Source organism: Aminobacter ciceronei (genome assembly GCF_014138625.1).
Classification (GTDB): domain Bacteria; phylum Pseudomonadota; class Alphaproteobacteria; order Rhizobiales; family Rhizobiaceae; genus Aminobacter; species Aminobacter ciceronei.
This window is the reverse complement of record NZ_JACJHY010000001.1, coordinates 208,811-230,332: the sequence shown is the minus strand read 5'-3', so window position 1 is coordinate 230,332 and position 21,522 is coordinate 208,811. Positions and strand designations below refer to the sequence as shown.

Below are 21,522 nucleotides of genomic sequence, written 5' to 3'. Positions count from 1 at the left end.
AGGCCTTTTCAGGCTCAGTTCGATTTGGCTTCGGCGTTGGGCTGGACAGCAGGTCGGCGGCCTTGAGCTTGCCCTTGGGCAGCGACCCCTCGCGTTCGAGCACGGCGATCCAGAAGTCGAGGTCGCGGGGAACCGCCTGCGCGCCTTCGCGGAGGCCGAAGCCGGTCCAGTATTTGGCCAGCTCGGCGTTCTCGCCGCGCTTCGACAGGATGGATGCCAGCACCTCGCGTGCTTCATCGGGGTTCTGGCGCGACCATTCGGCGGCGCGGGTCGACTGCTCGACGAAGGTGCGGCGCACGCGCAGCGCTGGCTTGGGCGAACGGCGTAGTGGGGCGGAGGAACGGGCCTTTGGCGGGTCGAAAGAAGTGGCCATGAGTGCGTCAGAGCGCTCGCATCTGGCTGGTGTCGCGGGCTGGACAGCTCATTTCGCGCATGCCCGGGTGGTGCAGAATTTTTGCGACGGGCAGGGCGCGCCACCCGTCTTTTCACGTCGGTGAGATTTGCCGGATGTTCTCAACCAACTGGTTGACAACCGCTTGAGCGAACTGTATTCAACCAATAAGTTAAAAACTAATTGGTTGAATAGTGACATGACTGATCCTCTTTCCCTTACCTTTTCCGCGCTGGCAGATCCGACGCGTCGCGCCATCCTGGCCCGGCTTGCCCAGGGGCAGGCGAGCGTCGGCGAACTGGCTGCACCCTACGACATGAGCCTGGCGGCGGTGTCGAAGCACATCAAGGTGCTCGAAAACGCCGGCCTGATCTCCCGCGAGAAGGACGCGCAGTATCGCTACTGCAAGCTCCAGGCCGGCCCGCTTCAGGACATCGACGGCTGGGTTGGCGCCTATCGCGACCTGTGGCGCGACAATCTCGATCAGCTCGACGCCTATCTCGCCGACATGCAGCGCAGCGACGACACCAACAAACAGTGATTTCACGAGATACAAAAGGGAATGACATGAACAAGATGCTTGTCGAGACGCCGGAGGGCGAACCCATGATCCGCATGAGCCGCAGCTTCGATGCGCCGCGCACGTTGGTTTGGCGGGCCTGGACCCGGCCCGAACATGTGGCGCGCTGGTGGGGTTCGCGTGCCATGGGCGCGACCAAGGTGGTCAAGCTCGACGTCCGCCCCGGCGGCGAGTGGCGCTTCGAGCAGACCACGCCTGATGGTACCGTCTTTGCCTTCATCGGCAGGTACATCGAGGTCGACGAGCCGGAGAAGCTGGTCAATACCTTCGCGCTGGAGGGCATGTTCGAAGACAAGACTGTTATCGAGACCCATCGCTTTGAGGAGAGGGACGGCAAGACCCATTACAGCGGCGTCACCCGCTTCGACAGCATCGAGGATCGCGACGGCATGGTCGCCTCGGGCATGGAAGCCGGCGCGCAGGACAGCATGAACCAGCTCGAAGAGCTGCTCGGCGAACTGATCTCCGCCTGATCTTAGACCGGATCCGGCCGGCAATTTCTCCACCGCAATCGTGACCCAAGCGGCCGCATCGGCGACCGGGTGGGATCGCTCATCCCAAGACAGGAAACGACAATGAAAACGCTGGCAATCGCGGGCGCGGCTCTGCTCGCCCTTTTTTCCACCATCGCACTGTCAGCCGTCTCGGCCGGGGAGGCAGTGCCGCTGGAACTGCATCACCAGATCCACGGGGAGGGCGCGCCGCTCGTCCTGCTCCACGGAGCCTTCATGACCATCGAGACCAACTGGGCGACCAGCCTCGGCGAACTCGCCAGGTCGAACAAGGTCATCGCCGTCGAGCTGCAGGGCCACGGCCGTACCGCCGACCGCGACGAAGGGCTGAGCTACGAGACCATGGCCGACGATGTCGCCGGGCTGCTCGACAAACTCGGCGTCGCGAAGGCCAATGTCATGGGCTACTCGATGGGCGGCAACGTCGCCCTGCAACTTGCCCTGCGCCATCCCGATCGCGTCGAGCGCATCGTCGCCGTGTCGGCATCGGCCAGCGACAAGGGTCTGGCCCCTGGGCACAAGGAGATGGTGCAGCACCTGACCGCCGACATGTTCGCCGGCGCGCCGATGGTGGCCGAGTACCAGAAGCTGTCGCCCAAGCCGGACTTCCCGGCGTTGGTCGAGAAGGTCAAGCAGCTTGAGCTGACGCCGTTCGACTGGACCGCGGACCTAGCCAGGATCGCGCAGCCGGGTGCTTCTTGTCGCCGGTGACGCCGACGTTGTGACGCTCGGCCATCTCGCCGAAATGCATGCCGCGCTCGGCGGCCACGCCAATGGCGACGTCAACGGTCCGTCGCGCAGCCAGCTCATGGTGCTGTCTGATACAACCCACATGGGCATCCTCGCCGACCCGGCAAAAGCACAACAGGTGGCAGTGGCGGCCAACGCTTTTCTCGGTACTCCGGCGCCGAAGTGAGGCTGGGCTGTCGCCACGCAACTTGACGTCAAACGCAAACAGGCCCCGCGGTGCGGGGCCTGTTTCTCATTGTCCGATGACGTCGAACCTCAGCGCTCGGCGAGTGCCGGTTCGCCCTGCCGTGCGCGGATCAGGTTGGCGAAGCGACGGAAGAGATAGTGCGAGTCCTGCGGGCCGGGCGAGGCCTCGGGATGGTGCTGGACCGAAAACACCGGGCGGCCGGTGAGCGCGATGCCGCAATTGGTGCCGTCGAACAGCGAGACGTGCGTCTCCTCGACACCCTCGGGCAGCGACTCGGCATCGACCGCGAAGCCGTGGTTCATCGACACGATCTCGACCTTGCCGGTGGTGTGGTCCTTGACCGGATGGTTGGCGCCATGGTGGCCCTGGTGCATCTTGGCGGTCTTGCCGCCAAGCGCCAGCGCCAGCATCTGGTGGCCGAGGCAGATGCCGAACACCGGCAGCTCGGTCTTGAGCAGGTCCTTGATGACGGGCACCGAATACTCGCCCGTCGCTGCGGGGTCGCCGGGGCCATTGGACAGGAAGATGCCATCCGGCTTCATCGCCAGGATGTCTTCGGCCGAGGTCTTGGCCGGAACGACGGTCACCTTGGCGCCGAGGCCGGCGAGCAGGCGCAGGATATTGCGCTTGACGCCGTAGTCGATGGCAACGACGTGCATAGTTTCGTCAGCGCGCTCGCCATAACCCTCGTTCCAGACCCAGGGCGTCTCGGTCCAACTGGAGGACTGGCCCGAGGTGACGTCCTTGGCGAGGTCGAGGCCGACGAGGCCGGACCAGGCGCGGGCCTGAGCCTTGAGGTTCTCGACGTCGAACTTGCCGTCGGGGGCATATGCGATAACGGCGTTGGGCATGCCCTTCTCGCGGATCAGCGCGGTCAGCGCCCGGGTGTCGACACCTGACATGGCGACGATGCCGCGGCGCTTCAGCCACTGGTCGAGGTGACCGGCGGCGCGATAGCTCGACGGGTTGGTGACGTCGGCCTTGAACACCGCACCCACGGCACCCGAGCGCGTCGCCGGGTTCAGGTCCTCAATGTCTTCATCGTTGGTGCCTATGTTGCCGATGTGCGGGAAGGTGAAGGTGACAATCTGGCTGGCATAAGAGGGGTCGGTGAGGACCTCTTGGTAGCCGGTGAGCGCCGTATTGAAGCAGACTTCGGCGACGGCACTGCCGGTGGCGCCGAGGCCTCGGCCGGTGATGACCGTTCCGTCGGCCAGAACCAGTACGGCGGTCGGCACTTCGGTTGCCCAGGGGGCGGTCTCTGAGGCCATGGCGATGCTCCTGCGTAACGGGCGCCGCGACTTGAAAAATGGCTCGCAAGGGGCCATATCGCGCAGCGAAAAGCACGGACGACCACCGTCAGGCGGGCCCCGTGCACAAAACAAACAAGTCCTTGCAAGGCGCGGACAATAGGCGAAGGCCGGCACATGGTCAATGACCGTTCCGGGATTCGCGGCTAATTATTTTTCCTAGCAAAAACAGGAAGTTGGCCATTGTCATTCGGTTTGCCACTGTGGCAGGTCGGCGCTATTGTTTGCGACACGTTCAGGAGTAACGGCCATGCGCGAGACACTCGCCGAGGCACTGAAGACTGCATTGAAGACCGGCGACAAGCGCCGCACCTCGACGCTGAGGCTGATCCAGGCAGCCATCCAGGACCGCGATATCGCCCATCGCGGTGCCGGCAAGGACCCTGTCACCGACGAGGAAATCCTGCAGATCCTGACCAAGATGGTCAAGCAACGCCAGGAATCGGCCAAGGCCTTCGAGGAAGGTTCGCGGCTGGAACTGGCCGCCCAGGAGCGCGACGAAATCGCCGTCATCTCCGACTTCCTGCCCAAGCAGATGGAGGAGGGGGCGGTGCGCAGCGCGGCACAGCAGGTGATTTCGGAAGTCGGCGCCGATGGCTTGCGCGACATGGGCCGCTGCATGAACGCGCTCAAGGAGCGCTATCCCGGCCAGATGGATTTCGGCAAGGCCAGCGGCATCGTCAAGGAGCTGCTGCAGTAGGCAGCTATGGCCTTGTGCCATGTGAACAGAAACGTCCCGCCTGCGATGCAGCGCGGGGCGTTTTTCGTTTGGGGCGCGAGGGTAGCCGCGCCTTTCCTTCTGCCCTTGCGGGAGGAGGAAAGGTCATCACGCGGCGTGGCGGAGCTTGACCGGGGCCTTGTCACGCAGGCCCCAGATGTGGCCGAACGGATCGAATACGGTTGCGCCGCGGCGGCCGTCGGTTGCCGCAGCCAGGTTTCCACGAATGGTTGCTCCGACCCCGATCGCTCGTTGCAGCGCGGCTTGCACGTTGGCGACATCGAGGATGAAGACGGCGCTGACCGCACCATGGGCCTTGGGGAAGAACGGCCCGCCGCGCCGCGGTTCCTGTTCTCGGCGGGGATTGGCGCCGCCAACCTGCAGGGCGACACCGCCGATCCGCAGGTCGATCGAGATCGGAACGCCCTCGAACAGGTAGGATCCGCCGCGAATGGCACCGAACGCCCTCTGGTAGAAACTGGCTGCCTCTTCCTCACGGCCATGCTCGACGACGACCGAAACGGCAAGCTCGGCCTTGGCGTCGGACGTCGCCTTGAGGGTGTTCCAGTTGTCGTAGCCGAACTGGCGGGCGACGATCTCGAGACAGGCGCTGTGGGCAAGGTGGATGTCTTGCGCGGCCAGGCCTGCACGCAGCTCCTTGGCCATGGATTTCACGCGATCAAGCGATGGCATGGGATGTTCCCTTGAAGAGGTGACATACAGCGTCAGTGCTCGCATTGCCGACGGTCACCCAAGGGTCAACCATGTTCTCCGGTGCATTCGCCAATCCCTGGGGAGCGAGCGGCAGGCTGCACGGCCCAAGGAGAGTGTCGCCAAGGACGGCGATTCGGGCAAGTTCAAATGGGCTGCGATGGCGGCGGCGTTTCCTTTTCAAAAATCACGTCACCGGCAGGCGCTGGCGGGCGATGGCCGCGTGGAAGCGGGTGCCGTGGATCAGGGCGTCGTCGTTGAAATCAAAGGACGGGTTGTGCAGCGGCGCCGAGGCCTCGCCATTGCCGATATAGGCGAAGCAGCCGGGGACATGGTCGAGGAAACGGGCGAAATCCTCGGATGCGGTGACGATCTCGCCCTTGCCGTTGACCGCACCGGCGGCAAACACGGAGCTGGCGGCTTCGAGCGCGGCTGCGGTGGCCTCGGCATCGTTGAACAGCGGCACGAACTCCCTGCTGTAAGTCACCTCGGCGGTGCAGTTGTAGGTCAGTGCGGTGCCTTCGGCGATGATGCGCATCTGCCGTTCGATCTCGGCGCTCACTTCAGGGCGGAAGCTCCTGGCATCGCCGAGGATGCGGGCGAAGCCGGGCAGGGCGTTGCGGGTGCCGTCGGTGATGAGTTCGGTGACCGAGACCACGGAGATGTCAGCCGGGCTCAGCCGGCGTGACACGATGGTCTGCAGGTTGGTGACGACGGCGCAGGCAGCAACCAGCACCTCGCGGCCGAGATGCGGGCGGGCAGCGTGACCACCGAGGCCGCGCAGCACGATCTCGAAATTGTCCTCCGCCGACATGATCGGGCCGGGCCGGGTCTCGAAATGGCCCAATGGCAGGCCGGGCATGTTGTGCAGGCCATAGATCTCGTCGAAGGGAAAACGCGCCATAAGCCCGTCGTCGAGCATGGCGAGCGCGCCCTTGCCCCATTCCTCCGCCGGCTGGAAGATGAAGCGCACCGTGCCGTCGAAGCCGCCTTCGTTGGCAAGCAGCTTCGCCGCGCCCAGGAGCATCGCAGTGTGGCCGTCATGGCCGCAGGCATGCATGACACCGGGATTTTGCGAAACGTGACCGTGGCTGGCCTGCTCGGAGATGCGCAATGCGTCCATGTCGGCGCGGAGCGCGATGGCCCGGTTGCCCGATCCACGGCGCAGGGTGCCGACGACGCCGGTGCCGCCGACGCCTTCGACGACCTCGTCGAGGCCGAAAGCCCGGAGTTGGGCTGCAACGAAGGCTGAGGTGCGCTTTTCCTCGAAGCCGAACTCGGGATGGGCATGCAGGCCGCGCCGCCAGGTTGTCATCTCGGCGACGAGGGTGTTCTGGTCGAGCGCGGCCATTGTGCTGATCCCTAGGATTGGAGGAAACAGCGTCGCCCGGATTAGCTGTGGCAGGCAAGAGCGGTTGGTGGGGCCAGCCTTTTTGCCGTGCGGGAAAAGCGCGCCGGTTGCGCCTTACGAGGCAAATCGTCAACGTTGCGATCCTTCGCACCCCCCTCTGGCCTGCCGGCCATCTCCCCCACAAGGAGGGAGATCACGCCGTCATCGGTGCTACGCCCAATCACTGACGTTAGCGGGGGCCTGGCAATCTTGCAGGATGGGCGCCGCCGGCGACGCGACTAATCTCCCTCCTTGTGGGGGAGATGGCCGGCAGGCCAGAGGGGGGTGCGGAGGATCGCAACGCACAATGGAAAGAGGCGCGGCGTGCGCATGCGGAAAAGCGTTACTGTGCGCTGCTCAGCTCGCCTTCAGACGCGAGCCGCGGAGCAGGCCCTGCTCTTCGAGCACGGGATAGGCCATCGAGGCGAGCAGGGAGTTGATCTGCTTGAGATCGCGGATGGTGTCGAGGTGGATCGAACTGGTCTCGACGCTCTTGATGGTGCCGTCGCGCAGGCGCAGGAAATGGCTCTGGCTGGTCTGCTTCTCGACGTCGCGCAGCCGGTCCTTTTCGAGCACGAGCTGGCGCGCGGTGTTGGCGTCGCGCGACACCAGAACGTTGAAGGCCAGGCGCGCATTGGCCATCACCGAGGCGTGGAAGGAAGTCAGCTCGCGCCAGCCTTCGGGCGTGAATTCCAGGCCGCGGTCGAGCTTCTTCTGCACATGAGCCAGCATGTTGCGGACGATGATGTCGCCGACCTGCTCAAGCTTGACGCAGGCGCCGAGCAACTCCTGGCAGCGCAGCGCCTCGTCCTCGGTCATCGGCCGGATGGTGGCCTTGGCGAGGTAGAGCTTGATCGCCTGATGCTTGCGGTCGACGCGGTCGTCGAGCGAGGCGAGTGCCTTGATCTTGTCGGCGTCGGGGCTCTCATAGAGCTCGATGATGCGCTGAAGCATGATCTCGACGGTCTCGCAGACGCGGACCGTCTCTCGGGTGGCGTTGGCAAGGGCCTGCGAGGGGGTGTCGAGGGCGGCTTCGTTGAGCGCGCTGAGCTCGGCGACCGCCATCTCCTTGGCCGGATCGGTCCTGGTGCCAAGCGCCACGATCTTTTCCGAGGCGCTGTAGACGAGTTTGGCGAGCGGAATGCCGGCGACCAGGATGATGCAGTTGAACAGGATGTGGGCGTTGATGATCTGGTCGGGGCCGGTCGAGCCGAGGAACGCGGTCGACGGCTTGATCCATAGAAACGCCACCAGCATGACCAGCGAGCCGGCGCCGCGCATCAGCAGGTTGCCGATCGGCACGACGCGCACGCCCGGCTCGGCGTTGCGGGTGAGCAGGGGGGCGATGATCGAACTGCCGAGATTGACGCCGAGCACCAGCACGATGCCGAGCTCGGGCGGCACGAAGCCGCGGCCGGCAAGGGTGACGATCAGCAGCACGGCGGCGATCGAGGAATGGAACAGCCAGGTGACTATGGCCGCGAGCAAATAGGCAGTGACGGGGTCGCCGGCGAAATAGTCGATGATGACGGGCAGCAGCTTGCTTTCGCGCAGCGGCTCGGAGGCCTGGCCGACCATTTCGAGCGACAGCACGAGAAGGCCGATGCCGACGAGGATGCGGCCTGTCTGCTGCCAGCTGCGCCGGTCGGTGGCGAGGAACATTGTCGTCCCGGCGACGAGACACAGCGGCACCAGTAGCGACAGGTCGAAGGTCAGGATCTTGATGACCAGCGCCGAGCCGATCTCGGCGCCGCGCACGGCGAGCTGGCCGGCGATGCCGCTGACGATGCCGGCACCGGCGAAGGAGCCGACAAGCAGGGTAACGGCGGTCGAGCTCTGGAAAGCGATGGCCAGGGCCGTTCCGGCAAGCACCGCCAGGATCGGGGTGCGCATGGTGTTGCGCAGCTTGTGGCGCAGCACGTCGCCATAGGCACGCTCGACGCCGGTGCGCACCATTCGGGTGGCAAACAGGAGCAGGGCGACGGCGCCGGCGAGGTGCAGCAGGACGACGGAGCCACTCATCGGGAGCACCTGATGGACGTGCTGCCGGGGGCTGTCTGGGAGGCTGCCACGGTGCTCCTGGCGCGGATGCGAATCACTGTCATGAACATGCCATTTAGATTAGCCGGATAATATTTTTCGTCCATAGTGCACACGTGTGCACGCAATCGCAAGATGCGATCATCCATATTGTGACAGGTAGGGCGGCAATTCCGGTTCGACAGCGACCGGCCGACGGCGCAATCGGGATGTCTGGCCGGATGTTTGCGCTGCTGAGGCCCTGTGAACAGCGGGCATGTCCGCGGGCAGGCAACGAATAGGAGTCGTGTCCGGCGAGGCGAGCGCCTATATCAGTTTGAAACAAGCAGGACCCGATGCGCTTTTCCGACGGATTTTTGAGCGAGATACGTGACCGCGTGCCGATTTCGGCCGTGATCGGCCAGCGCGTGACCTGGGATCGCAAGAAGACCAACACCCAGAAGGGCGATTTCTGGGCCTGCTGTCCGTTCCATGGCGAGAAGTCGCCGTCGTTCCACTGCGAGGACCGCAAGGGCCGCTATCACTGCTTCGGCTGCGGCGTGACGGGCGATCATTTCCGCTTCCTGACCGAAATGGATGGGCTCAGCTTCCCCGAGGCGGTCGAGCGCATCGCCGAGATGGCCGGCGTGCCGATGCCAGCGCGCGATGCGCAGGAAGAGCGGCGCGAGCGCGAGCGCGCCTCGCTGCATGACGTCATGGAACTGGCGACCAAATTCTTCGAGGACCGGCTGCAGACGTCCGACGGAGCCCGTGCCCGTGCCTATCTGCGCGACCGCGGGTTATCGCAGGTGACGCAGCAGCAGTTCCGGCTCGGCTTCGCGCCCGACAGCCGCAATGCGCTCAAGGAGTTCCTCGCCTCCAAGGGCATCGAGAAGGCGCAGATGGAGGCCTGCGGGTTGACCGTCTTCGAGGACGTGCCGGTTTCCTATGACCGCTTCCGCGACCGCATCATGTTTCCGATCCCGGATTCCCGCGGGCGCATCATCGCCTTCGGCGGCCGTGCGATGTCGGCGGAGATTTCGGCCAAGTACCTGAATTCGCCCGAGACCGAGCTCTTTCACAAGGGCAACGTGCTCTACAATTTCGCCCGCGCCCGCAAGGCGCTGCAGAAGGGCGGCACGGTGATCGCCGTCGAAGGCTACATGGACGTGATCGCGCTCGCTCAGGCCGGTATTGAAAATGTCGTGGCGCCGCTCGGCACGGCGCTGACCGAAAACCAGCTCGGACTGTTGTGGCGCATGTCGGGCGAGCCGGTGTTGTGCTTCGACGGCGACAAGGCCGGCTTGAAGGCTGCCTACCGCGCCGCCGACCTGGCGCTGCCGCTGGTAGCCCCTGGGAACACGGCCCGCTTCGCATTGCTGCCAGAGGGAAAGGACCCTGACGACCTGGTCAAGGCGGAAGGGCCGGAAGCGTTCCGCACCGTGCTCAACGCGGCGCGACCGCTGTCCGACATGATCTGGATGCGTGAGACGTCGGGCGGGGTGTTCGACACGCCGGAACGGCGCGCCGAGCTTGAAAAGACGCTGCGCGAGCTGACCGGCAGGATCAAGGACGAGAGCGTCCGCTACCATTACCAGCAGGAAATGCGCGAGCGGGTGCTGAATTTCTTCGGCAGCCAGCGCGGCCGCCAGCAAGGGCAAGGCGGCAGGGGCTCGTTCAGCAAGGGTAGCGGCGAGCGCGGCCAGTGGAAAAAGGGTGGTGCCGGTGCCGCCGCGGGTCGGCTTGCCGTGTCCGAAAGCCTGGCGCGTTCGGCGCTGGTCAAACGCACGGCCGGCATCATGCCTCTGCGCGAGGCGGCACTCGTCGTCGCTCTGGTCAACCACCCCGCGCTGATCGACGAGAATTTCGAGCATGTCGAACGGCTCGACCTCAGCCATGGCGAGCTCAAGCAGCTGCATTCGGTGCTGATCGATGCGATGGCGCATGGCGAGGCCAACACCCGTGAAGCAGTTGTGGCGGCGATCGAGCGCGCCTCCTGTGCCGAGATGTGGGGGCGGGCGGTGATGCTGGCGCGGCGCGCCCGGCAGTGGACGGCGCTGGAAGACGCGGCGATCGAGGACGCCCGCGACGCCTTCGCGCAGGCGTTGCACTTGCACCGCAGCGCCCGCACCTTACATAAGGAGCTGAAACAGGCCGAAGCTGCGCTGGCTACAGATCCTACCGACGAAAACTACCGACATCTGGTGGAAGTTCAGGCGCAGTTTCACGACGTGCAGGCCACCGAAGCGCTTATCGAAGGCTTCGGGGTGTCTTCGGGCCGGGGCGGTCGTAACTGACGCTGCGGACCGATTATCCCGCAATTGATTCGCTTTTTTGGCGCGAATCATGCGAGAGGCGCTTGACCTTCCGACGGAATGACGGAATCAGGTCGATTCGAAAAAGTTAACCGGCGGCCAGGTCGCCAGTCGTGTCGATGGCCTGAAAATGCGGATTGGGGCACTTGTCACTGGACAGGAAGATATTCCGCCACAGATATCACGGTTAATCTGGACTTAACACAGGTACAGCTACTGGCAGTTCAGGCGCAGGTTCGATGAGCGCATCTGATTTGCACTGTCCAAGAGTTTAAGCGGCTGACGGGCCGCCTGGAGAAAGCGAAGAATGGCGACAAAAGAAAAGGAAGAGGTCGAGACTGAACGCGAAGGCGCCCCAGACGGACCTTTGCTCGACCTTTCCGATGACGCTGTCAAAAAGATGATCAAGGTCGCGAAGAAGCGCGGCTATGTCACCATGGACGAGCTGAATTCGGTGCTGCCCTCGGAGGAGGTGACCTCCGAGCAGATCGAGGACACCATGGCGATGCTCTCCGACATGGGCATCAACGTGGTCGAGGACGACGAGCAGGGCGAAGAGGCCGAGGCTTCCGAAGGCGACGCCGAAGAAGATGCCAATGAGCTTGCCGAGCAGACCGGCACCGCCGTTGCCGCGACCACGACCAAGAAAGAGCCGACCGACCGTACCGACGACCCGGTGCGCATGTACTTGCGCGAAATGGGCTCGGTGGAGCTTCTGTCGCGAGAAGGCGAAATCGCCATCGCCAAGCGCATCGAGGCTGGCCGCGAGACGATGATCGCCGGCCTGTGCGAAAGCCCGCTGACCTTCCAGGCCATCATCATCTGGCGCGACGAACTCAACGAAGCCAAGATCCTGCTGCGCGAGATCATCGATCTCGAGGCGACCTATGCCGGTCCCGAGGCCAAGCAGGCGCCGATCGTCGAGCGCCTCGAGGAAGACGCAAAGCCCAAGGACGAGCCGAAGGCGGGCCGCCGCCGCGGTGGCGACGAGGAAGACGACATCACCAATGTGGGTGGCGACACCCGTGGCGAGGACGACGAGGAAGACGAGGACGAGGCCAGCCTGTCGCTGGCGGCCATGGAAGCGGAACTGCGTCCGCAGGTCATGGAAACCCTCGACGTCATCGCCGACACCTACAAGAAGCTGCGCAAGCTGCAGGACCAGCAGGTCGAGAACCGTCTCGCCGCCGCCGGAACCCTGTCGCCGAGCCAGGACCGCCGCCTGAAGGAGCTGAAGGATCAGCTCGTCAAGGCCGTGAAATCGCTGTCGCTCAACAACGCCCGCATCGAAGCGCTGGTCGAGCAGCTCTACGACATCAACAAGCGCCTGGTGCAGAACGAAGGCAAGCTTTTGCGTCTCGCCGAAAGCTATGGCGTGCGCCGCGACGAGTTCCTGAAGGAATATCAGGGCTCCGAGCTCGACCCGAACTGGATCCGCTCGATCTCGAACCTGTCCAGCCGCGGCTGGAAGGAGTTCACCAAGAACGAGAAGGACACGATCCGCGACCTGCGCGCCGAGATTCAGAACCTCGCCACCGAGACGGCGATTTCGATCCTGGAATTCCGCAAGATCGTCAATCAGGTGCAGAAGGGCGAGCGCGAGGCAGCGATCGCCAAGAAGGAAATGGTCGAGGCCAACCTGCGTCTCGTCATCTCGATCGCCAAGAAGTACACCAACCGCGGCCTGCAGTTCCTGGATCTGATCCAGGAAGGCAACATCGGCCTGATGAAGGCCGTCGACAAGTTCGAGTACCGCCGCGGCTACAAGTTCTCGACCTATGCCACATGGTGGATCAGGCAGGCGATCACCCGTTCGATCGCCGACCAGGCCCGCACCATCCGCATCCCGGTGCACATGATCGAGACGATCAACAAGATCGTCCGTACCTCGCGCCAGATGCTGCATGAGATCGGCCGCGAGCCGACGCCGGAAGAACTGGCCGAAAAGCTCGCCATGCCGCTCGAGAAGGTGCGCAAGGTGCTGAAGATCGCCAAGGAGCCGATCTCGCTCGAAACGCCCGTCGGCGACGAGGAAGATTCGCATCTCGGCGACTTCATCGAGGACAAGATGGCGATCCTGCCGATCGACGCGGCGATCCAGGCGAACCTGCGCGAGACCACCACGCGCGTGCTCGCCTCGCTCACCCCGCGTGAAGAACGCGTGCTGCGCATGCGCTTCGGCATCGGCATGAACACCGACCACACGCTTGAAGAGGTCGGACAGCAGTTTTCGGTCACCCGCGAGCGTATCCGCCAGATCGAAGCCAAGGCACTGCGCAAGCTCAAGCATCCGAGCCGCTCCAGGAAGCTGCGCTCGTTCCTCGACAGCTGATCGCAGCGATCTCGTTCAAAAAGCCCGGCTCTGGCCGGGCTTTTTCGTTTGGGGGGCCCATATTCCTGCGCAATTCCAACCGGAGAACCGCCAGGCCCTTTTCCTGCAAATCCTCTAGTCCTCCGGGTTTCCAGCAACGAGATTGTATTCGGCCCATCTGGCCTCGGGAATTGCCTCGCCGACGCTGAACTCGAAGGCCGCGACAGCGCCTGCGGTCACATCGCAAGAGAAGACTACGCCGTACCAGCGGCCCCCGGCCCGGAAGGCTCCGCCTTGCGCATGAATCGAGCCGCCAGCGATCCTGAGATCGCCGGTCGCATAGGGGACGACAAGATCGGGACGGAGCTCCGCCTTCCAGCGGTGGATCTGCTCCATGGCCTCGATGTTGCACAGCTGGATGGCACGTTCGTCGGGAGCAAAGGTCGCCAGCGCCTGCCTGGCATGGCGGCTGCGCGGGTCGGCGAGCAGCTTTGCCGCGTAGAAACTGTGCGCCTTGACCATAGAGGGGGGCTGAGCGGTGGGCGCCTCGGGCTTGGAGGTGGTGGCAGGCGCAAGGGTACGTCCAAGCGGTGCGGCGGAGGCTGCCTGTTGTCGCGGCAACTGGACTGGTGCGGGCGCCGGTGCCACCAGTTCGACCGGCACTGCATCCTCGGCCGGAACCCTGAATGGCTGTGGCCTCGGCAACAGCAAGAGGGCGGCCAGCAAAAGGGCATGCAATGCCAGCGAGACGGGCCAGCTGGGATCCAGTTTCACGACAGGCGACATGCGACCCGGGTTTTTGTGCAGCCAACTGGTTCGCCCGTCACTGTGGCGCGATTGCGGCGCCGGATATCGGTGCTGCGCAAGCCTGCCTAATTGCGCCTGCGCCGGTAGACGTAGACGACCGCCGGCGGCAGGTTGCGCCAGACGCGGGGCGAACGGGTGAATTCCAGGCCGAGGCTTTCGGCAATGTTGCTGCGCACCGGCGAGAACAGCCCATAGGTGAACTGGATATAGACGCCATCGGGCCCGAGCCGCGAGAAGGCGGCGGACAGGATCGCCTCCTGCTGGCTTGATGTCATCGACAGCAGCGGCAGGCCAGAGACGACGGCGTCGACGTGCTGCGGTCCTACGGACGCCAGTTTTTCCGCAGGTTCGTCAAAAACGGTCACTTCTGGGTGGCGGTCGCGCAGCATGCGGCAGAAGACCGGGTTGAGCTCGTAGAGGAAGAGGTCGGCGGGCGCGATGCCGAGCTTCAGGATTTCACGGGTGATGTTGCAGGTGCCGGGGCCGAACTCGGCGACCCACCGGGCCCAGCGCGGCAGCTGGCTGGCCATGAGCTGGCACAAACTCGGCGACGAAGGGGCAAGGGCCGACACCTGACGGGGCCGGCGTAGCAGCTGGGCAGCGAACGCATTGAATTCGGTCATTCTTGCGGGTCCTGGCTTTTGGCGTAGGTGGTTAGCGGTCGCGCATGATGCAATAGGCAAGCTCGGGCGAAATCCGATGCACGATGCGCAAGAGCTTGGTCTTTTCGATCCAGATCTCGTCGAGGCCGCGTTCGATGCCGGCTATGAGGTCGGCGGCGGCCAGCGCCGGCGGATATTTCCGGAGCGGACCGGCGCGCGACAGGGTGGTGTCGACAAGCGTCATGACGGCTTCGGTGAGCTGGATCGGAAGCTTGGCCGCGCGGCACTGGTCGCGCAGCGAACGGGTGAAGCTGCGCAGGGCGTCGCGTCCGACCGCGATGACATGCGCGCCCTTGGCGGCCAGCTGGCGGGAGAGCTCCAGGCCGATGCCGCGTGCGCCGCCGGTGACGAGCACGGTCCTGTCGTTGAAGTCGAAACTGTCGTGCATTCCCTGACCTGGTGGGCTTGGCTGTTGACCCGTACTTGGGTGCGGGAAATATTGCGAATAATCGTGTCACCCACTACTCGCATCCCATGAACGCATCAAAGTCCCGGCTGACCCCCCGCAAGACACCGCGGCAAGAGCGCAGCGCTGCCACCTGCGCTGCGATCCTGGAGGCGGCTGCTCGCATTTTGGAGACGTCGGGCAGCGCCGGACTCACCACCAATCATGTCGCGATGTTGGCAGGCGTTTCTGTCGGTACGCTCTACCAGTACTTCCCCGCGAAGGAGGCGATACTGGCCGAGCTGGTCCGCCAGATGCGACAGGACATGCTGGCCGATTTCGTCGGTGCCGTGCGCGAGGCCGAGGGCAAGGGGCTTACCCGTGCCGTCGATGCGATGGTCTCTGCGAGCCTGCGCCATCATCTCAGGCGGCCGGCGCTGGCGCAGGCGCTGGAGCACGAGGAACTCGAGCTCAAGCTCGACAAGGAGACGGTGCAGCTGAAGGCCGACATGCGCGACCTGATCGTCGGCGTGCTGCGCGACCACGGCGTCGACCAGCCGGAGCGCACGGCCTTCGATCTGATGTCGCTGTCCAGGGGCATCGTCGACGCCGCCGTCCGGGCCGGCGAGAGCGATTTCGACGATCTGCAGGCGCGCTTGCGCCGGGCGGTTGCCGGCTATCTCGGAATTCTTGCCTAGCTGCTCTTCGTCGGGTCGCCGACTTCGGCGTTCAGCCGCACCGCCTCCCGGACGAGTTTTTCGGCAAGCGCCGCATCCACCGTGTCACCCTCGCGATATTCCATGGTGGCGAGCTCGTATTTGCCGCCGGCCTTCAGCCTTGGCTCGATGCCGCGCAGCCGCTTGCCGCGCCAGAAGCCGAACAGTACGCGGGCTTCCTCCGCCCGGATGAGCAGGACCGGGCCATTGGAGAAGCAGACGATGTGGCCCCATTTGATGCGCGCCTCGGGATCGCCCGCGGCACGAGTGGCTGCGCGCAACGCCTCGACGATGTCGAAGCGCCAGTCGCTCAAGGCCTTGATATAGGCCTCCGGGCTCTCCGCTGGCACTTCCTTGCGCATCATCTGGCTGTTCTCCCCCTGCAGGCACGCTATCCCGATCGCATTGGCCGCGCCATATCGTGTGCAGTTCAGCCCCTAGCTGCCGCCACGCCCCAGCGCGGGTCCGACATAGCGGGCGCGCGGGCGGATCAGTACACCTGACGTCAGCTGCTCGATGGCGTGCGCGACCCAGCCGATGGAGCGGGCGATGGCGAAGAACGCTGTCTCATGGCCGATCGGCAGCCCGAAGGTGCGCACCATCACCGCCAGCGCATAGTCGATGTTGGGGTGCAGGCCGGTGGCTTCGGTGATCAGCGTCGGTGCCTCGACGGCGAGGCGCCTGTCGGCGCCCGCCTCGGCCAGGGCTGTCAGCAGGCTGTCGGCGCGAGGGTCGCCGTCGCGATAGACGGTGTGGCCGAAGCCGGGGATGCGGTCGCCTATGGCGACACGTTCGCGGATGTTGGCGGCGACGTCGGTGGCGGCGAAATCGGCCACCATATGCGCTGCCAGCGGGCCGGCGCCGCCATGACGAGGGCCCTTGAGCGCCACCAGGCCTGATATCAGCGCATCGTAGAGGTTGATGCCGGTGGAGGCGGCGCAGCGCACCGTCCATGTCGAGGGGTTGAACTCGTGGTCGGCAAGCAGCACCAGCGCGCGGCGGAAAATTGCCTCGGCACTGGGATGGCCAGGCGCCCAGGCGTTGGCCACCTGCAGATGGATCGGCGCAGGCGAGGGCGTGGTGCCAAGGATGCCTGAGGTGAGCAAACGGACGGCACGGGCACCAACCTCGACGCGGCCCTGGCGCGAGCGATTGAAGGCGCGTGAATCGTTGCCGCCGGCCAGCGCGAGCATGGCGATGGCACGTGGGATTGGCGCTTCGCCCGTGGTGACCGAGGCCACGGCGCGCATGGTGTCGCTGATGACAGGCATGTTGGCGGCGGCGAAAGGGTCGGCGTCGTTCATGTCCCACAGCAGCGTCGCTGCCTGTTCCAGCGTCGCGTGCTCGGCCAGTGCCACCGCCTGAACGCCGCGATAGACCGACCCTTCGCTGGTGATGGTCGAAATCGCTGAATCGAGAACCGGCGCCTCGGTCTCTCCGGCGCTGGCGAGGCCGGCCGGGGCACGCCGCGCCAGAAGGGCTCGGACGTCGTCGGCACGGTAGCGCCGGGCACGGGCGTCCTCGGACGGTTCCGAGCGGATCAGGCCGCGGCTGACATAGGCATAAAGCGTAGCCGGCGAAACGGCGAGCTCGCCCGCGGCCTCGCGGGCCGAGAGATAGAGCGGTTCGGAGGCTTTTTTCATATTGATCAAGCTAATCAAGATTGATCAATATGAAAAGAGCTTCATCTTTCTGCAGCGCAGCAAGGAGCAAGCCCATGACACTTCATCAGACCACCGCCGGACTGGACGGCGTGACCGCGGCCATGACCGCACTTTCCCATGTCGACGGCGAGGGTGGCGAACTGATCATCGCTGGCAGCCGCGTCGCCCAGCTGGCCGCCGAGACGGATTTCGAGGGGGCTGCCGCCCGCCTGCTTTCGGCCGCCGGCAAGGAAACCGCAGCCGGCGAATTGAGGGCGGAGCTTGGCGAAGCACGTGTCCGTGCCTTTGCGCGGCTCGAAAAGATCCTGCCCGCGACCGAAAGCCTGGCGCTCGGCGCCGGCTTCCGCGCGGCGATCGCCGCGATCGATCGGGAGGACGGTCTCGACGACGAGGTGGCGCTTCTCGGTGCCATGCCGGTTCTGGCGGCAGCACTGGCGCGCAGCGCCGAGGGACTCGCCCCCGTTGCGCCCGATGCCAGCCTCGGCCAGGCGGCCGACATGCTGCGCATGATGCGCGGCACGGCTGCGAGCGACGCAGAAGCGGCGGCGCTGGACGCCTATCTGGTGACCGTCAGCGACCACGGCATGAACGCCTCGACCTTCGCCGCGCGTGTTGTCGCCTCGACCCAGGCGGACCTGTTCATGGCGGTGACGGCAGGCTACTGCGCGCTGTCGGGCCCGCTGCATGGCGGCGCACCGGCACCTGTCCTCGACATGCTGGAAGCCATCGGCAAGGCCGACAACATCGCACTATGGATCGACGCGGCATTGGCGCGCGGCGAGCGCCTGATGGGTTTTGGTCACCGCATCTACAAGGTGCGCGACCCGCGCGCCGACGTGCTGAAGCGGTCGGTGGGCACGTTGGGCTCGGAGGGTATGGATATTGGCCTTGCCGCCGAGGTCGAGGGATATGCCCGCGAGGCGCTCGCCCGCGCCAAGCCGGGCCGTCGTCTCGACACCAATGTCGAGTTCTACACCGCCATCCTGCTCGGTGCGCTGAAGATCCCGCGCGAGGCGTTCACCCCGGTCTTCGCTGTCGGCCGCACGGCGGGCTGGGTCGCGCATGCGCTGGAACAGCAGCGCACCGGCCGGCTGCTGCGCCCGGCCTCAGTCTATACCGGGCCGATGCCGGCCTGAGAGCATGCTGACGGATTGCGCAAAGCCCGGGGCATGACCCCGGGCTTTTTCATTTGGCAATTGCCTTTGGACGGTACGACGCTAGATGCAGCGGTGGAAGCTTGAAGGGAGAGGGCCCGATGCGGCTGGTGGCGAGTTCTGTGGGATTGGCGGCCATTTCGCTTGCCGTGATGGGCGCTGCGGCGGCACCGCCGCAAAATCCGATCGGCATGGCGAACCCTGCCTCGGTGCATTGCGGCAACATCGGCGGCAAGCTCGAGATCCGCAAGGACGCCGGCGGCAACGAGACCGGCTATTGCCGCATGCCCGACGGCAGCCTCTGCGAGGAGTGGGCGCTGTTCCGCGACCAGAAATGCGTGGCACCGAAGGATTAGGCACTCAATACAGACCCGGCACCAGCCGCCATGTGCGGCGGGCGTAGTCGTCATATTCCGCGCCGAAATGGGTGCGCAGCAGGCGCTCCTCGGACCGGATGCGGGCGACCAGCGGCACTAGGGTGAGGCCGACGAGGATGACGCCCACGCCCGAGCGGAAGACAAGAGCCCAGCCAAGGGCGTTGACCAGCAGGCCGAGATAGCTGGGATGGCGGATGAGCGCATAGATGCCCGAGGTGACCAGCCTGTGCCCGGGCTGGATGGCAACCAGCCCGCTGAAGCGGCTGCCGAGGACGAAGAACGGCCACAGCCGGAGCATGCCGCCGGCGGCAAACAGCGCGACGCCGATCCACCGGATCGTTTCGCCGCCGATGGTCCAGAAGTCGATACGGTCGTCATAGGCCGGCAGGAAGGCACTGAGCAGGCCGATGACGCCGAGCGCCGGCAGCACCCAGCGATTGGCGCGGTCCTCCTGCTCGCCCGGGCTGAGATTGGCGCCGCTGAGCAGGGCGACGACCATCAGGACGACGGTGAGGATTGCGGCAGCGGTGCGGGACGGGTTTGAGAAGAATACCATGAAGCCGCCCGCGCCGAGAATCGCAAGCCCGAGGCTGACAAGCGTGCCGGCCACGCCAAGGATGAGTATTTTGAGAGAGGGCATTGTTTTCCACGTCCCCGATGCAAGCGTTCCCACCTTAGCCGAAAGCAGTGCCTAGAATGCAAGGGCGGCCTGTGCGGTGTGTAACCGTGGGCCGTACCTTGAAGAATCAAGATTCCGACCCGCGCGATCTTCACCGCGCGGGTCGGGCTACTTGCTTACTCCTTGCCGACATACTCGCTGAGCAGTTTTTCGTTGCGGGCCTTTTCGATCTTGGCGGTCAGTTCGGCGGCGAGACGATCGTCCATACGATACTTGACCAGATTGACGAGGGCGCCGGTGAGCAGAAGCACGCCCATGCCCCAGTAGCCCTTGGTCGAGAGGTCGACCGGCGCCAGCCACAGCGACAGGGCGAGCATGAAGTAGGCGACGGCGACGGACGCGGCGTTGAACAGGATATAGGTCTGGTTCGGGCTCATGATTTTCCTCCTTGAGTGACGACATTGCGGGGTGGCGAGATCTAGGGATCAGTTGGGTGACGAGATTTCGGTGGCGGTTGCGAGACGCTGAAGGACCTGGGTCGCGTCGACCCTGACGGGCAGGCCGTGGCCGGCATTCGCCAGTCTTGTGCGCACCGCATCGCCGCTCAATTCGTCGTCGATGGCATCGATGACGAAGGCTTCCTCCAGCGGATCGCTACGGTCGTGGATGCGGGCGATGAGAGCCTCCGCCTCCTTGAAGCCGGTGGACCTGCCGAGCGAGCGGTTGAGGCCGCGCTGGGCCCGATGCTCGGCGTCGAGCGCCTTGGCCGAGATCAGGCCCTGGTTGAGGTCGACAATCTTGGCATGGGCCTTCTCGATCGAGAGCCGCATGCGGGTGATCCGCTGCTCCAGCGCTGCCAGCGTCGCCTGGCGAACCGCGCGTTCGTTCTCCAGTTCGGCGATGACGGTTGCGCCGTCATGCGCCAGTTCATTGGCGCCGGCATGAAGCGCGCTGGCGGTCCGCTGTTCGAGGTCACTGAGGCGCTGGGCAAGGCGCGAGAGCGCCGACTGTTCACCGCGGTGGCGGATGACGATCGTCGCCAGGGTCTGCTTGGCGGCGCTCAGGCCGGATTGTGCGTTCCTGATGTGTTGTTCGATCAGGTCGATGGCAAAGCGGTTTTCAAGGCCGGTTTCAGCCTGGGCTCCCGCAACCGCCAGCAACGACTTGAAGACATTCCTTATCATGCTTCCCTCCCTTGAACATTGTTCATATTTGAAGGCTACCACAAAATGAACATTGTTCAAGAGGCATTTTGAACGATGTTCATTTTGGCGGCGTTGTGCTATCTGGATGGCAATGGCGGGCCTTCAACATTGGCAGGAAACAAGATGGCGCTGGATCGCAACGAGACGAAGGAGCGGGTGCTTGGCATCGCCGAAAGGCTGCTCAACGAAGGGGGGGCTGCCAAGCTGCAAGCGCGCACGATCGCCAGCGAGGCCGGGATCGCGGTCGGCTCGATCTACAATCTGTTCGGGGACCTGACCGGTATCTTGCGGGCGGTCAACACGAGGTTGCTCGAACGACTTGATACCGTCGGCAATCAGGTGCTTGGCGACCTGGAGCGTCAGGGCGTGACCGATCCGGTCCGGCTGCTTCTGGCACTGGCCGGGGTCTATCAGCGTTTCGTCGTTGAGAACCCGGGAAGCTGGCAGTCACTTCTGGCCACTGGCCTTGCCGGTGAGCCCTCGGACGAAACCAGGGCATATGAGGAACGGCTTTCGAGCAGCTTCTTGCTGATTGCCGACATCCTGGAAAAGAGCGGGCTGATTACCGATCCGCGCCTGAGGGGAACGGCCGCGCATGCCTTGTGGTCAAGCGTCCACGGTATCGTGACGGTCGGCTACGCTACCGATGCCATCGAGGGCAGACGAGGGGACGTGTCGGAGCAGATCACGCTTCTGGTGACGACCTTCGTCGCCGGCCTCAGGCAGAGGGTATGACGGG

Annotated in this window: 23 protein-coding genes and 1 pseudogene; 11 read left to right on the top strand and 13 right to left on the bottom strand. The window is 64.7% G+C overall.

What is annotated here, in order from left to right; all coding sequences use genetic code 11:
• Window positions 1-37: 37 nt before the first annotated feature.
• A pseudogene (locus tag HNQ95_RS34040) lies at window positions 38-292 on the bottom strand (ABC transporter substrate-binding protein); the annotation flags it as partial.
• Window positions 293-590: 298 nt separating this feature from the next.
• Between HNQ95_RS34040 and HNQ95_RS01010 the strand changes: the two are divergent.
• From HNQ95_RS01010 to HNQ95_RS00995, 4 genes are all read left to right on the top strand, one after another.
• Window positions 591-932: an ArsR/SmtB family transcription factor gene (locus tag HNQ95_RS01010; protein WP_067959783.1), complete on the top strand. Its 342-nt coding sequence runs from the start codon at window positions 591-593 to the stop codon at window positions 930-932.
• 26 nt (window positions 933-958) lie between these two features.
• On the top strand, window positions 959-1,444 hold the full coding sequence (locus tag HNQ95_RS01005) for an SRPBCC family protein (RefSeq protein ID WP_067959787.1): 486 nt from the start codon (window positions 959-961) through the stop codon (window positions 1,442-1,444).
• 102 nt (window positions 1,445-1,546) lie between these two features.
• Complete coding sequence (locus HNQ95_RS01000) at window positions 1,547-2,194, top strand: alpha/beta fold hydrolase (protein WP_067959790.1); 648 nt, start codon at window positions 1,547-1,549, stop codon at window positions 2,192-2,194.
• Window positions 2,175-2,399, top strand: a complete 225-nt coding sequence (locus tag HNQ95_RS00995) for a hypothetical protein (protein ID WP_067959794.1) — start codon at window positions 2,175-2,177, stop codon at window positions 2,397-2,399. The genes HNQ95_RS01000 and HNQ95_RS00995 overlap by 20 nt, the downstream gene beginning before the upstream one ends.
• A gap of 89 nt (window positions 2,400-2,488) precedes the next feature.
• Here the strand turns inward: HNQ95_RS00995 and carA are convergent, their stop codons facing one another.
• Window positions 2,489-3,691 carry a glutamine-hydrolyzing carbamoyl-phosphate synthase small subunit gene (gene carA / locus HNQ95_RS00990; RefSeq protein ID WP_067959797.1) on the bottom strand — a complete coding sequence of 401 codons (1,203 nt, stop codon included), beginning with the start codon at window positions 3,689-3,691 and terminating at the stop codon, window positions 2,489-2,491.
• Between the two features lie 289 nt (window positions 3,692-3,980).
• Here carA and HNQ95_RS00985 point away from each other — a divergent pair, with 289 nt between their 5' ends.
• Window positions 3,981-4,430, top strand: coding sequence for a GatB/YqeY domain-containing protein (locus HNQ95_RS00985; protein WP_067959800.1), 450 nt, complete (start codon window positions 3,981-3,983; stop codon window positions 4,428-4,430).
• Window positions 4,431-4,556: 126 nt separating this feature from the next.
• Here the strand turns inward: HNQ95_RS00985 and HNQ95_RS00980 are convergent, their stop codons facing one another.
• From HNQ95_RS00980 to HNQ95_RS00970, 3 genes are all read right to left on the bottom strand, one after another.
• Window positions 4,557-5,141: a glyoxalase superfamily protein gene (locus HNQ95_RS00980; protein ID WP_182573270.1), complete on the bottom strand. Its 585-nt coding sequence runs from the start codon at window positions 5,139-5,141 to the stop codon at window positions 4,557-4,559.
• 205 nt (window positions 5,142-5,346) lie between these two features.
• On the bottom strand, window positions 5,347-6,510 hold the full coding sequence (locus HNQ95_RS00975) for an amidohydrolase (RefSeq protein WP_067959802.1): 1,164 nt from the start codon (window positions 6,508-6,510) through the stop codon (window positions 5,347-5,349).
• Window positions 6,511-6,906: 396 nt separating this feature from the next.
• A complete protein-coding gene (locus HNQ95_RS00970; protein ID WP_182573269.1) occupies window positions 6,907-8,571 on the bottom strand; it encodes a Na/Pi cotransporter family protein in 1,665 nt (554 codons plus the stop codon).
• Between the two features lie 353 nt (window positions 8,572-8,924).
• Here HNQ95_RS00970 and dnaG point away from each other — a divergent pair, with 353 nt between their 5' ends.
• Entirely contained in the window at window positions 8,925-10,865 is a 1,941-nt protein-coding gene (gene dnaG, locus HNQ95_RS00965) for a DNA primase (RefSeq protein ID WP_067959808.1), read from the top strand.
• A gap of 325 nt (window positions 10,866-11,190) precedes the next feature.
• Window positions 11,191-13,215, top strand: coding sequence for an RNA polymerase sigma factor RpoD (gene rpoD, locus HNQ95_RS00960; RefSeq protein ID WP_067959812.1), 2,025 nt, complete (start codon window positions 11,191-11,193; stop codon window positions 13,213-13,215).
• Between the two features lie 114 nt (window positions 13,216-13,329).
• Here the strand turns inward: rpoD and HNQ95_RS00955 are convergent, their stop codons facing one another.
• From HNQ95_RS00955 to HNQ95_RS00945, 3 genes are all read right to left on the bottom strand, one after another.
• Complete coding sequence (locus HNQ95_RS00955; protein ID WP_169808324.1) at window positions 13,330-13,968, bottom strand: DUF930 domain-containing protein; 639 nt, start codon at window positions 13,966-13,968, stop codon at window positions 13,330-13,332.
• Between the two features lie 98 nt (window positions 13,969-14,066).
• Complete coding sequence (locus HNQ95_RS00950) at window positions 14,067-14,624, bottom strand: class I SAM-dependent methyltransferase (protein WP_067959817.1); 558 nt, start codon at window positions 14,622-14,624, stop codon at window positions 14,067-14,069.
• Window positions 14,625-14,655: 31 nt separating this feature from the next.
• Window positions 14,656-15,051: an SDR family NAD(P)-dependent oxidoreductase gene (locus tag HNQ95_RS00945; protein WP_182573268.1), complete on the bottom strand. Its 396-nt coding sequence runs from the start codon at window positions 15,049-15,051 to the stop codon at window positions 14,656-14,658.
• A gap of 86 nt (window positions 15,052-15,137) precedes the next feature.
• Here HNQ95_RS00945 and HNQ95_RS00940 point away from each other — a divergent pair, with 86 nt between their 5' ends.
• On the top strand, window positions 15,138-15,746 hold the full coding sequence (locus tag HNQ95_RS00940; protein ID WP_154384847.1) for a TetR/AcrR family transcriptional regulator: 609 nt from the start codon (window positions 15,138-15,140) through the stop codon (window positions 15,744-15,746).
• On the opposite strand, the gene HNQ95_RS00935 is transcribed toward HNQ95_RS00940, so the two are convergent.
• Together HNQ95_RS00935 and HNQ95_RS00930 are read right to left on the bottom strand one after the other, a co-directional pair.
• The gene (locus HNQ95_RS00935; RefSeq protein WP_154384848.1) at window positions 15,743-16,129 is read right to left on the bottom strand and encodes a DUF1801 domain-containing protein; all 387 of its coding nucleotides are present in this window, start codon (window positions 16,127-16,129) and stop codon (window positions 15,743-15,745) included. The genes HNQ95_RS00940 and HNQ95_RS00935 overlap by 4 nt on opposite strands.
• Before the next feature lie 72 nt (window positions 16,130-16,201).
• Window positions 16,202-17,407 (bottom strand): citrate synthase family protein, encoded by a 1,206-nt coding sequence (locus tag HNQ95_RS00930; protein WP_154384849.1) that lies wholly within the window; start codon window positions 17,405-17,407, stop codon window positions 16,202-16,204.
• Between the two features lie 74 nt (window positions 17,408-17,481).
• Here HNQ95_RS00930 and HNQ95_RS00925 point away from each other — a divergent pair, with 74 nt between their 5' ends.
• Both HNQ95_RS00925 and HNQ95_RS00920 read left to right on the top strand, forming a co-directional pair.
• Entirely contained in the window at window positions 17,482-18,564 is a 1,083-nt protein-coding gene (locus HNQ95_RS00925) for a citrate synthase (protein WP_182573267.1), read from the top strand.
• Between the two features lie 119 nt (window positions 18,565-18,683).
• Window positions 18,684-18,938, top strand: a complete 255-nt coding sequence (locus HNQ95_RS00920) for a putative hemolysin (protein ID WP_154384850.1) — start codon at window positions 18,684-18,686, stop codon at window positions 18,936-18,938.
• Between the two features lie 4 nt (window positions 18,939-18,942).
• On the opposite strand, the gene HNQ95_RS00915 is transcribed toward HNQ95_RS00920, so the two are convergent.
• The 3 genes from HNQ95_RS00915 to HNQ95_RS00905 form a co-directional block, all read right to left on the bottom strand.
• Complete coding sequence (locus HNQ95_RS00915; RefSeq protein WP_154384851.1) at window positions 18,943-19,599, bottom strand: methyltransferase family protein; 657 nt, start codon at window positions 19,597-19,599, stop codon at window positions 18,943-18,945.
• Between the two features lie 155 nt (window positions 19,600-19,754).
• A complete protein-coding gene (locus HNQ95_RS00910; RefSeq protein WP_115731274.1) occupies window positions 19,755-20,015 on the bottom strand; it encodes a YiaA/YiaB family inner membrane protein in 261 nt (86 codons plus the stop codon).
• A gap of 48 nt (window positions 20,016-20,063) precedes the next feature.
• On the bottom strand, window positions 20,064-20,762 hold the full coding sequence (locus HNQ95_RS00905; RefSeq protein WP_182573266.1) for a PspA/IM30 family protein: 699 nt from the start codon (window positions 20,760-20,762) through the stop codon (window positions 20,064-20,066).
• 75 nt (window positions 20,763-20,837) lie between these two features.
• Between HNQ95_RS00905 and HNQ95_RS00900 the strand changes: the two genes are divergently transcribed.
• On the top strand, window positions 20,838-21,518 hold the full coding sequence (locus HNQ95_RS00900) for a TetR/AcrR family transcriptional regulator (protein WP_246340508.1): 681 nt from the start codon (window positions 20,838-20,840) through the stop codon (window positions 21,516-21,518).
• The last annotated feature ends 4 nt before the right edge of the window (window positions 21,519-21,522 follow it).

Excerpts from the sequence above, each read along its gene's own strand:
- HNQ95_RS00975 (WP_067959802.1), bottom strand. The coding sequence starts at position 6,510 with ATGGCCGCGCTCGACCAGAACACCCTCGTCGCCGAGATGACAACCTGG.
- HNQ95_RS00980 (WP_182573270.1), bottom strand. The coding sequence starts at position 5,141 with ATGCCATCGCTTGATCGCGTGAAATCCATGGCCAAGGAGCTGCGTGCA.
- HNQ95_RS00950 (WP_067959817.1), bottom strand. The coding sequence starts at position 14,624 with ATGACCGAATTCAATGCGTTCGCTGCCCAGCTGCTACGCCGGCCCCGT.
- HNQ95_RS00905 (WP_182573266.1), bottom strand. The coding sequence starts at position 20,762 with ATGATAAGGAATGTCTTCAAGTCGTTGCTGGCGGTTGCGGGAGCCCAG.
- HNQ95_RS00920 (WP_154384850.1), top strand. The coding sequence starts at position 18,684 with ATGCGGCTGGTGGCGAGTTCTGTGGGATTGGCGGCCATTTCGCTTGCC.
- HNQ95_RS00940 (WP_154384847.1), top strand. The coding sequence starts at position 15,138 with ATGAACGCATCAAAGTCCCGGCTGACCCCCCGCAAGACACCGCGGCAA.
- carA (WP_067959797.1), bottom strand. The coding sequence starts at position 3,691 with ATGGCCTCAGAGACCGCCCCCTGGGCAACCGAAGTGCCGACCGCCGTA.
- HNQ95_RS00945 (WP_182573268.1), bottom strand. The coding sequence starts at position 15,051 with ATGCACGACAGTTTCGACTTCAACGACAGGACCGTGCTCGTCACCGGC.
- HNQ95_RS00930 (WP_154384849.1), bottom strand. The coding sequence starts at position 17,407 with ATGAAAAAAGCCTCCGAACCGCTCTATCTCTCGGCCCGCGAGGCCGCG.
- HNQ95_RS00935 (WP_154384848.1), bottom strand. The coding sequence starts at position 16,129 with ATGATGCGCAAGGAAGTGCCAGCGGAGAGCCCGGAGGCCTATATCAAG.
- HNQ95_RS00925 (WP_182573267.1), top strand. The coding sequence starts at position 17,482 with ATGACACTTCATCAGACCACCGCCGGACTGGACGGCGTGACCGCGGCC.
- HNQ95_RS00985 (WP_067959800.1), top strand. The coding sequence starts at position 3,981 with ATGCGCGAGACACTCGCCGAGGCACTGAAGACTGCATTGAAGACCGGC.
- dnaG (WP_067959808.1), top strand. The coding sequence starts at position 8,925 with ATGCGCTTTTCCGACGGATTTTTGAGCGAGATACGTGACCGCGTGCCG.
- HNQ95_RS01000 (WP_067959790.1), top strand. The coding sequence starts at position 1,547 with ATGAAAACGCTGGCAATCGCGGGCGCGGCTCTGCTCGCCCTTTTTTCC.
- HNQ95_RS00970 (WP_182573269.1), bottom strand. The coding sequence starts at position 8,571 with ATGAGTGGCTCCGTCGTCCTGCTGCACCTCGCCGGCGCCGTCGCCCTG.
- HNQ95_RS00915 (WP_154384851.1), bottom strand. The coding sequence starts at position 19,599 with ATGCCCTCTCTCAAAATACTCATCCTTGGCGTGGCCGGCACGCTTGTC.
- HNQ95_RS01010 (WP_067959783.1), top strand. The coding sequence starts at position 591 with ATGACTGATCCTCTTTCCCTTACCTTTTCCGCGCTGGCAGATCCGACG.
- HNQ95_RS00910 (WP_115731274.1), bottom strand. The coding sequence starts at position 20,015 with ATGAGCCCGAACCAGACCTATATCCTGTTCAACGCCGCGTCCGTCGCC.
- HNQ95_RS01005 (WP_067959787.1), top strand. The coding sequence starts at position 959 with ATGAACAAGATGCTTGTCGAGACGCCGGAGGGCGAACCCATGATCCGC.
- HNQ95_RS00900 (WP_246340508.1), top strand. The coding sequence starts at position 20,838 with ATGTTCATTTTGGCGGCGTTGTGCTATCTGGATGGCAATGGCGGGCCT.
- rpoD (WP_067959812.1), top strand. The coding sequence starts at position 11,191 with ATGGCGACAAAAGAAAAGGAAGAGGTCGAGACTGAACGCGAAGGCGCC.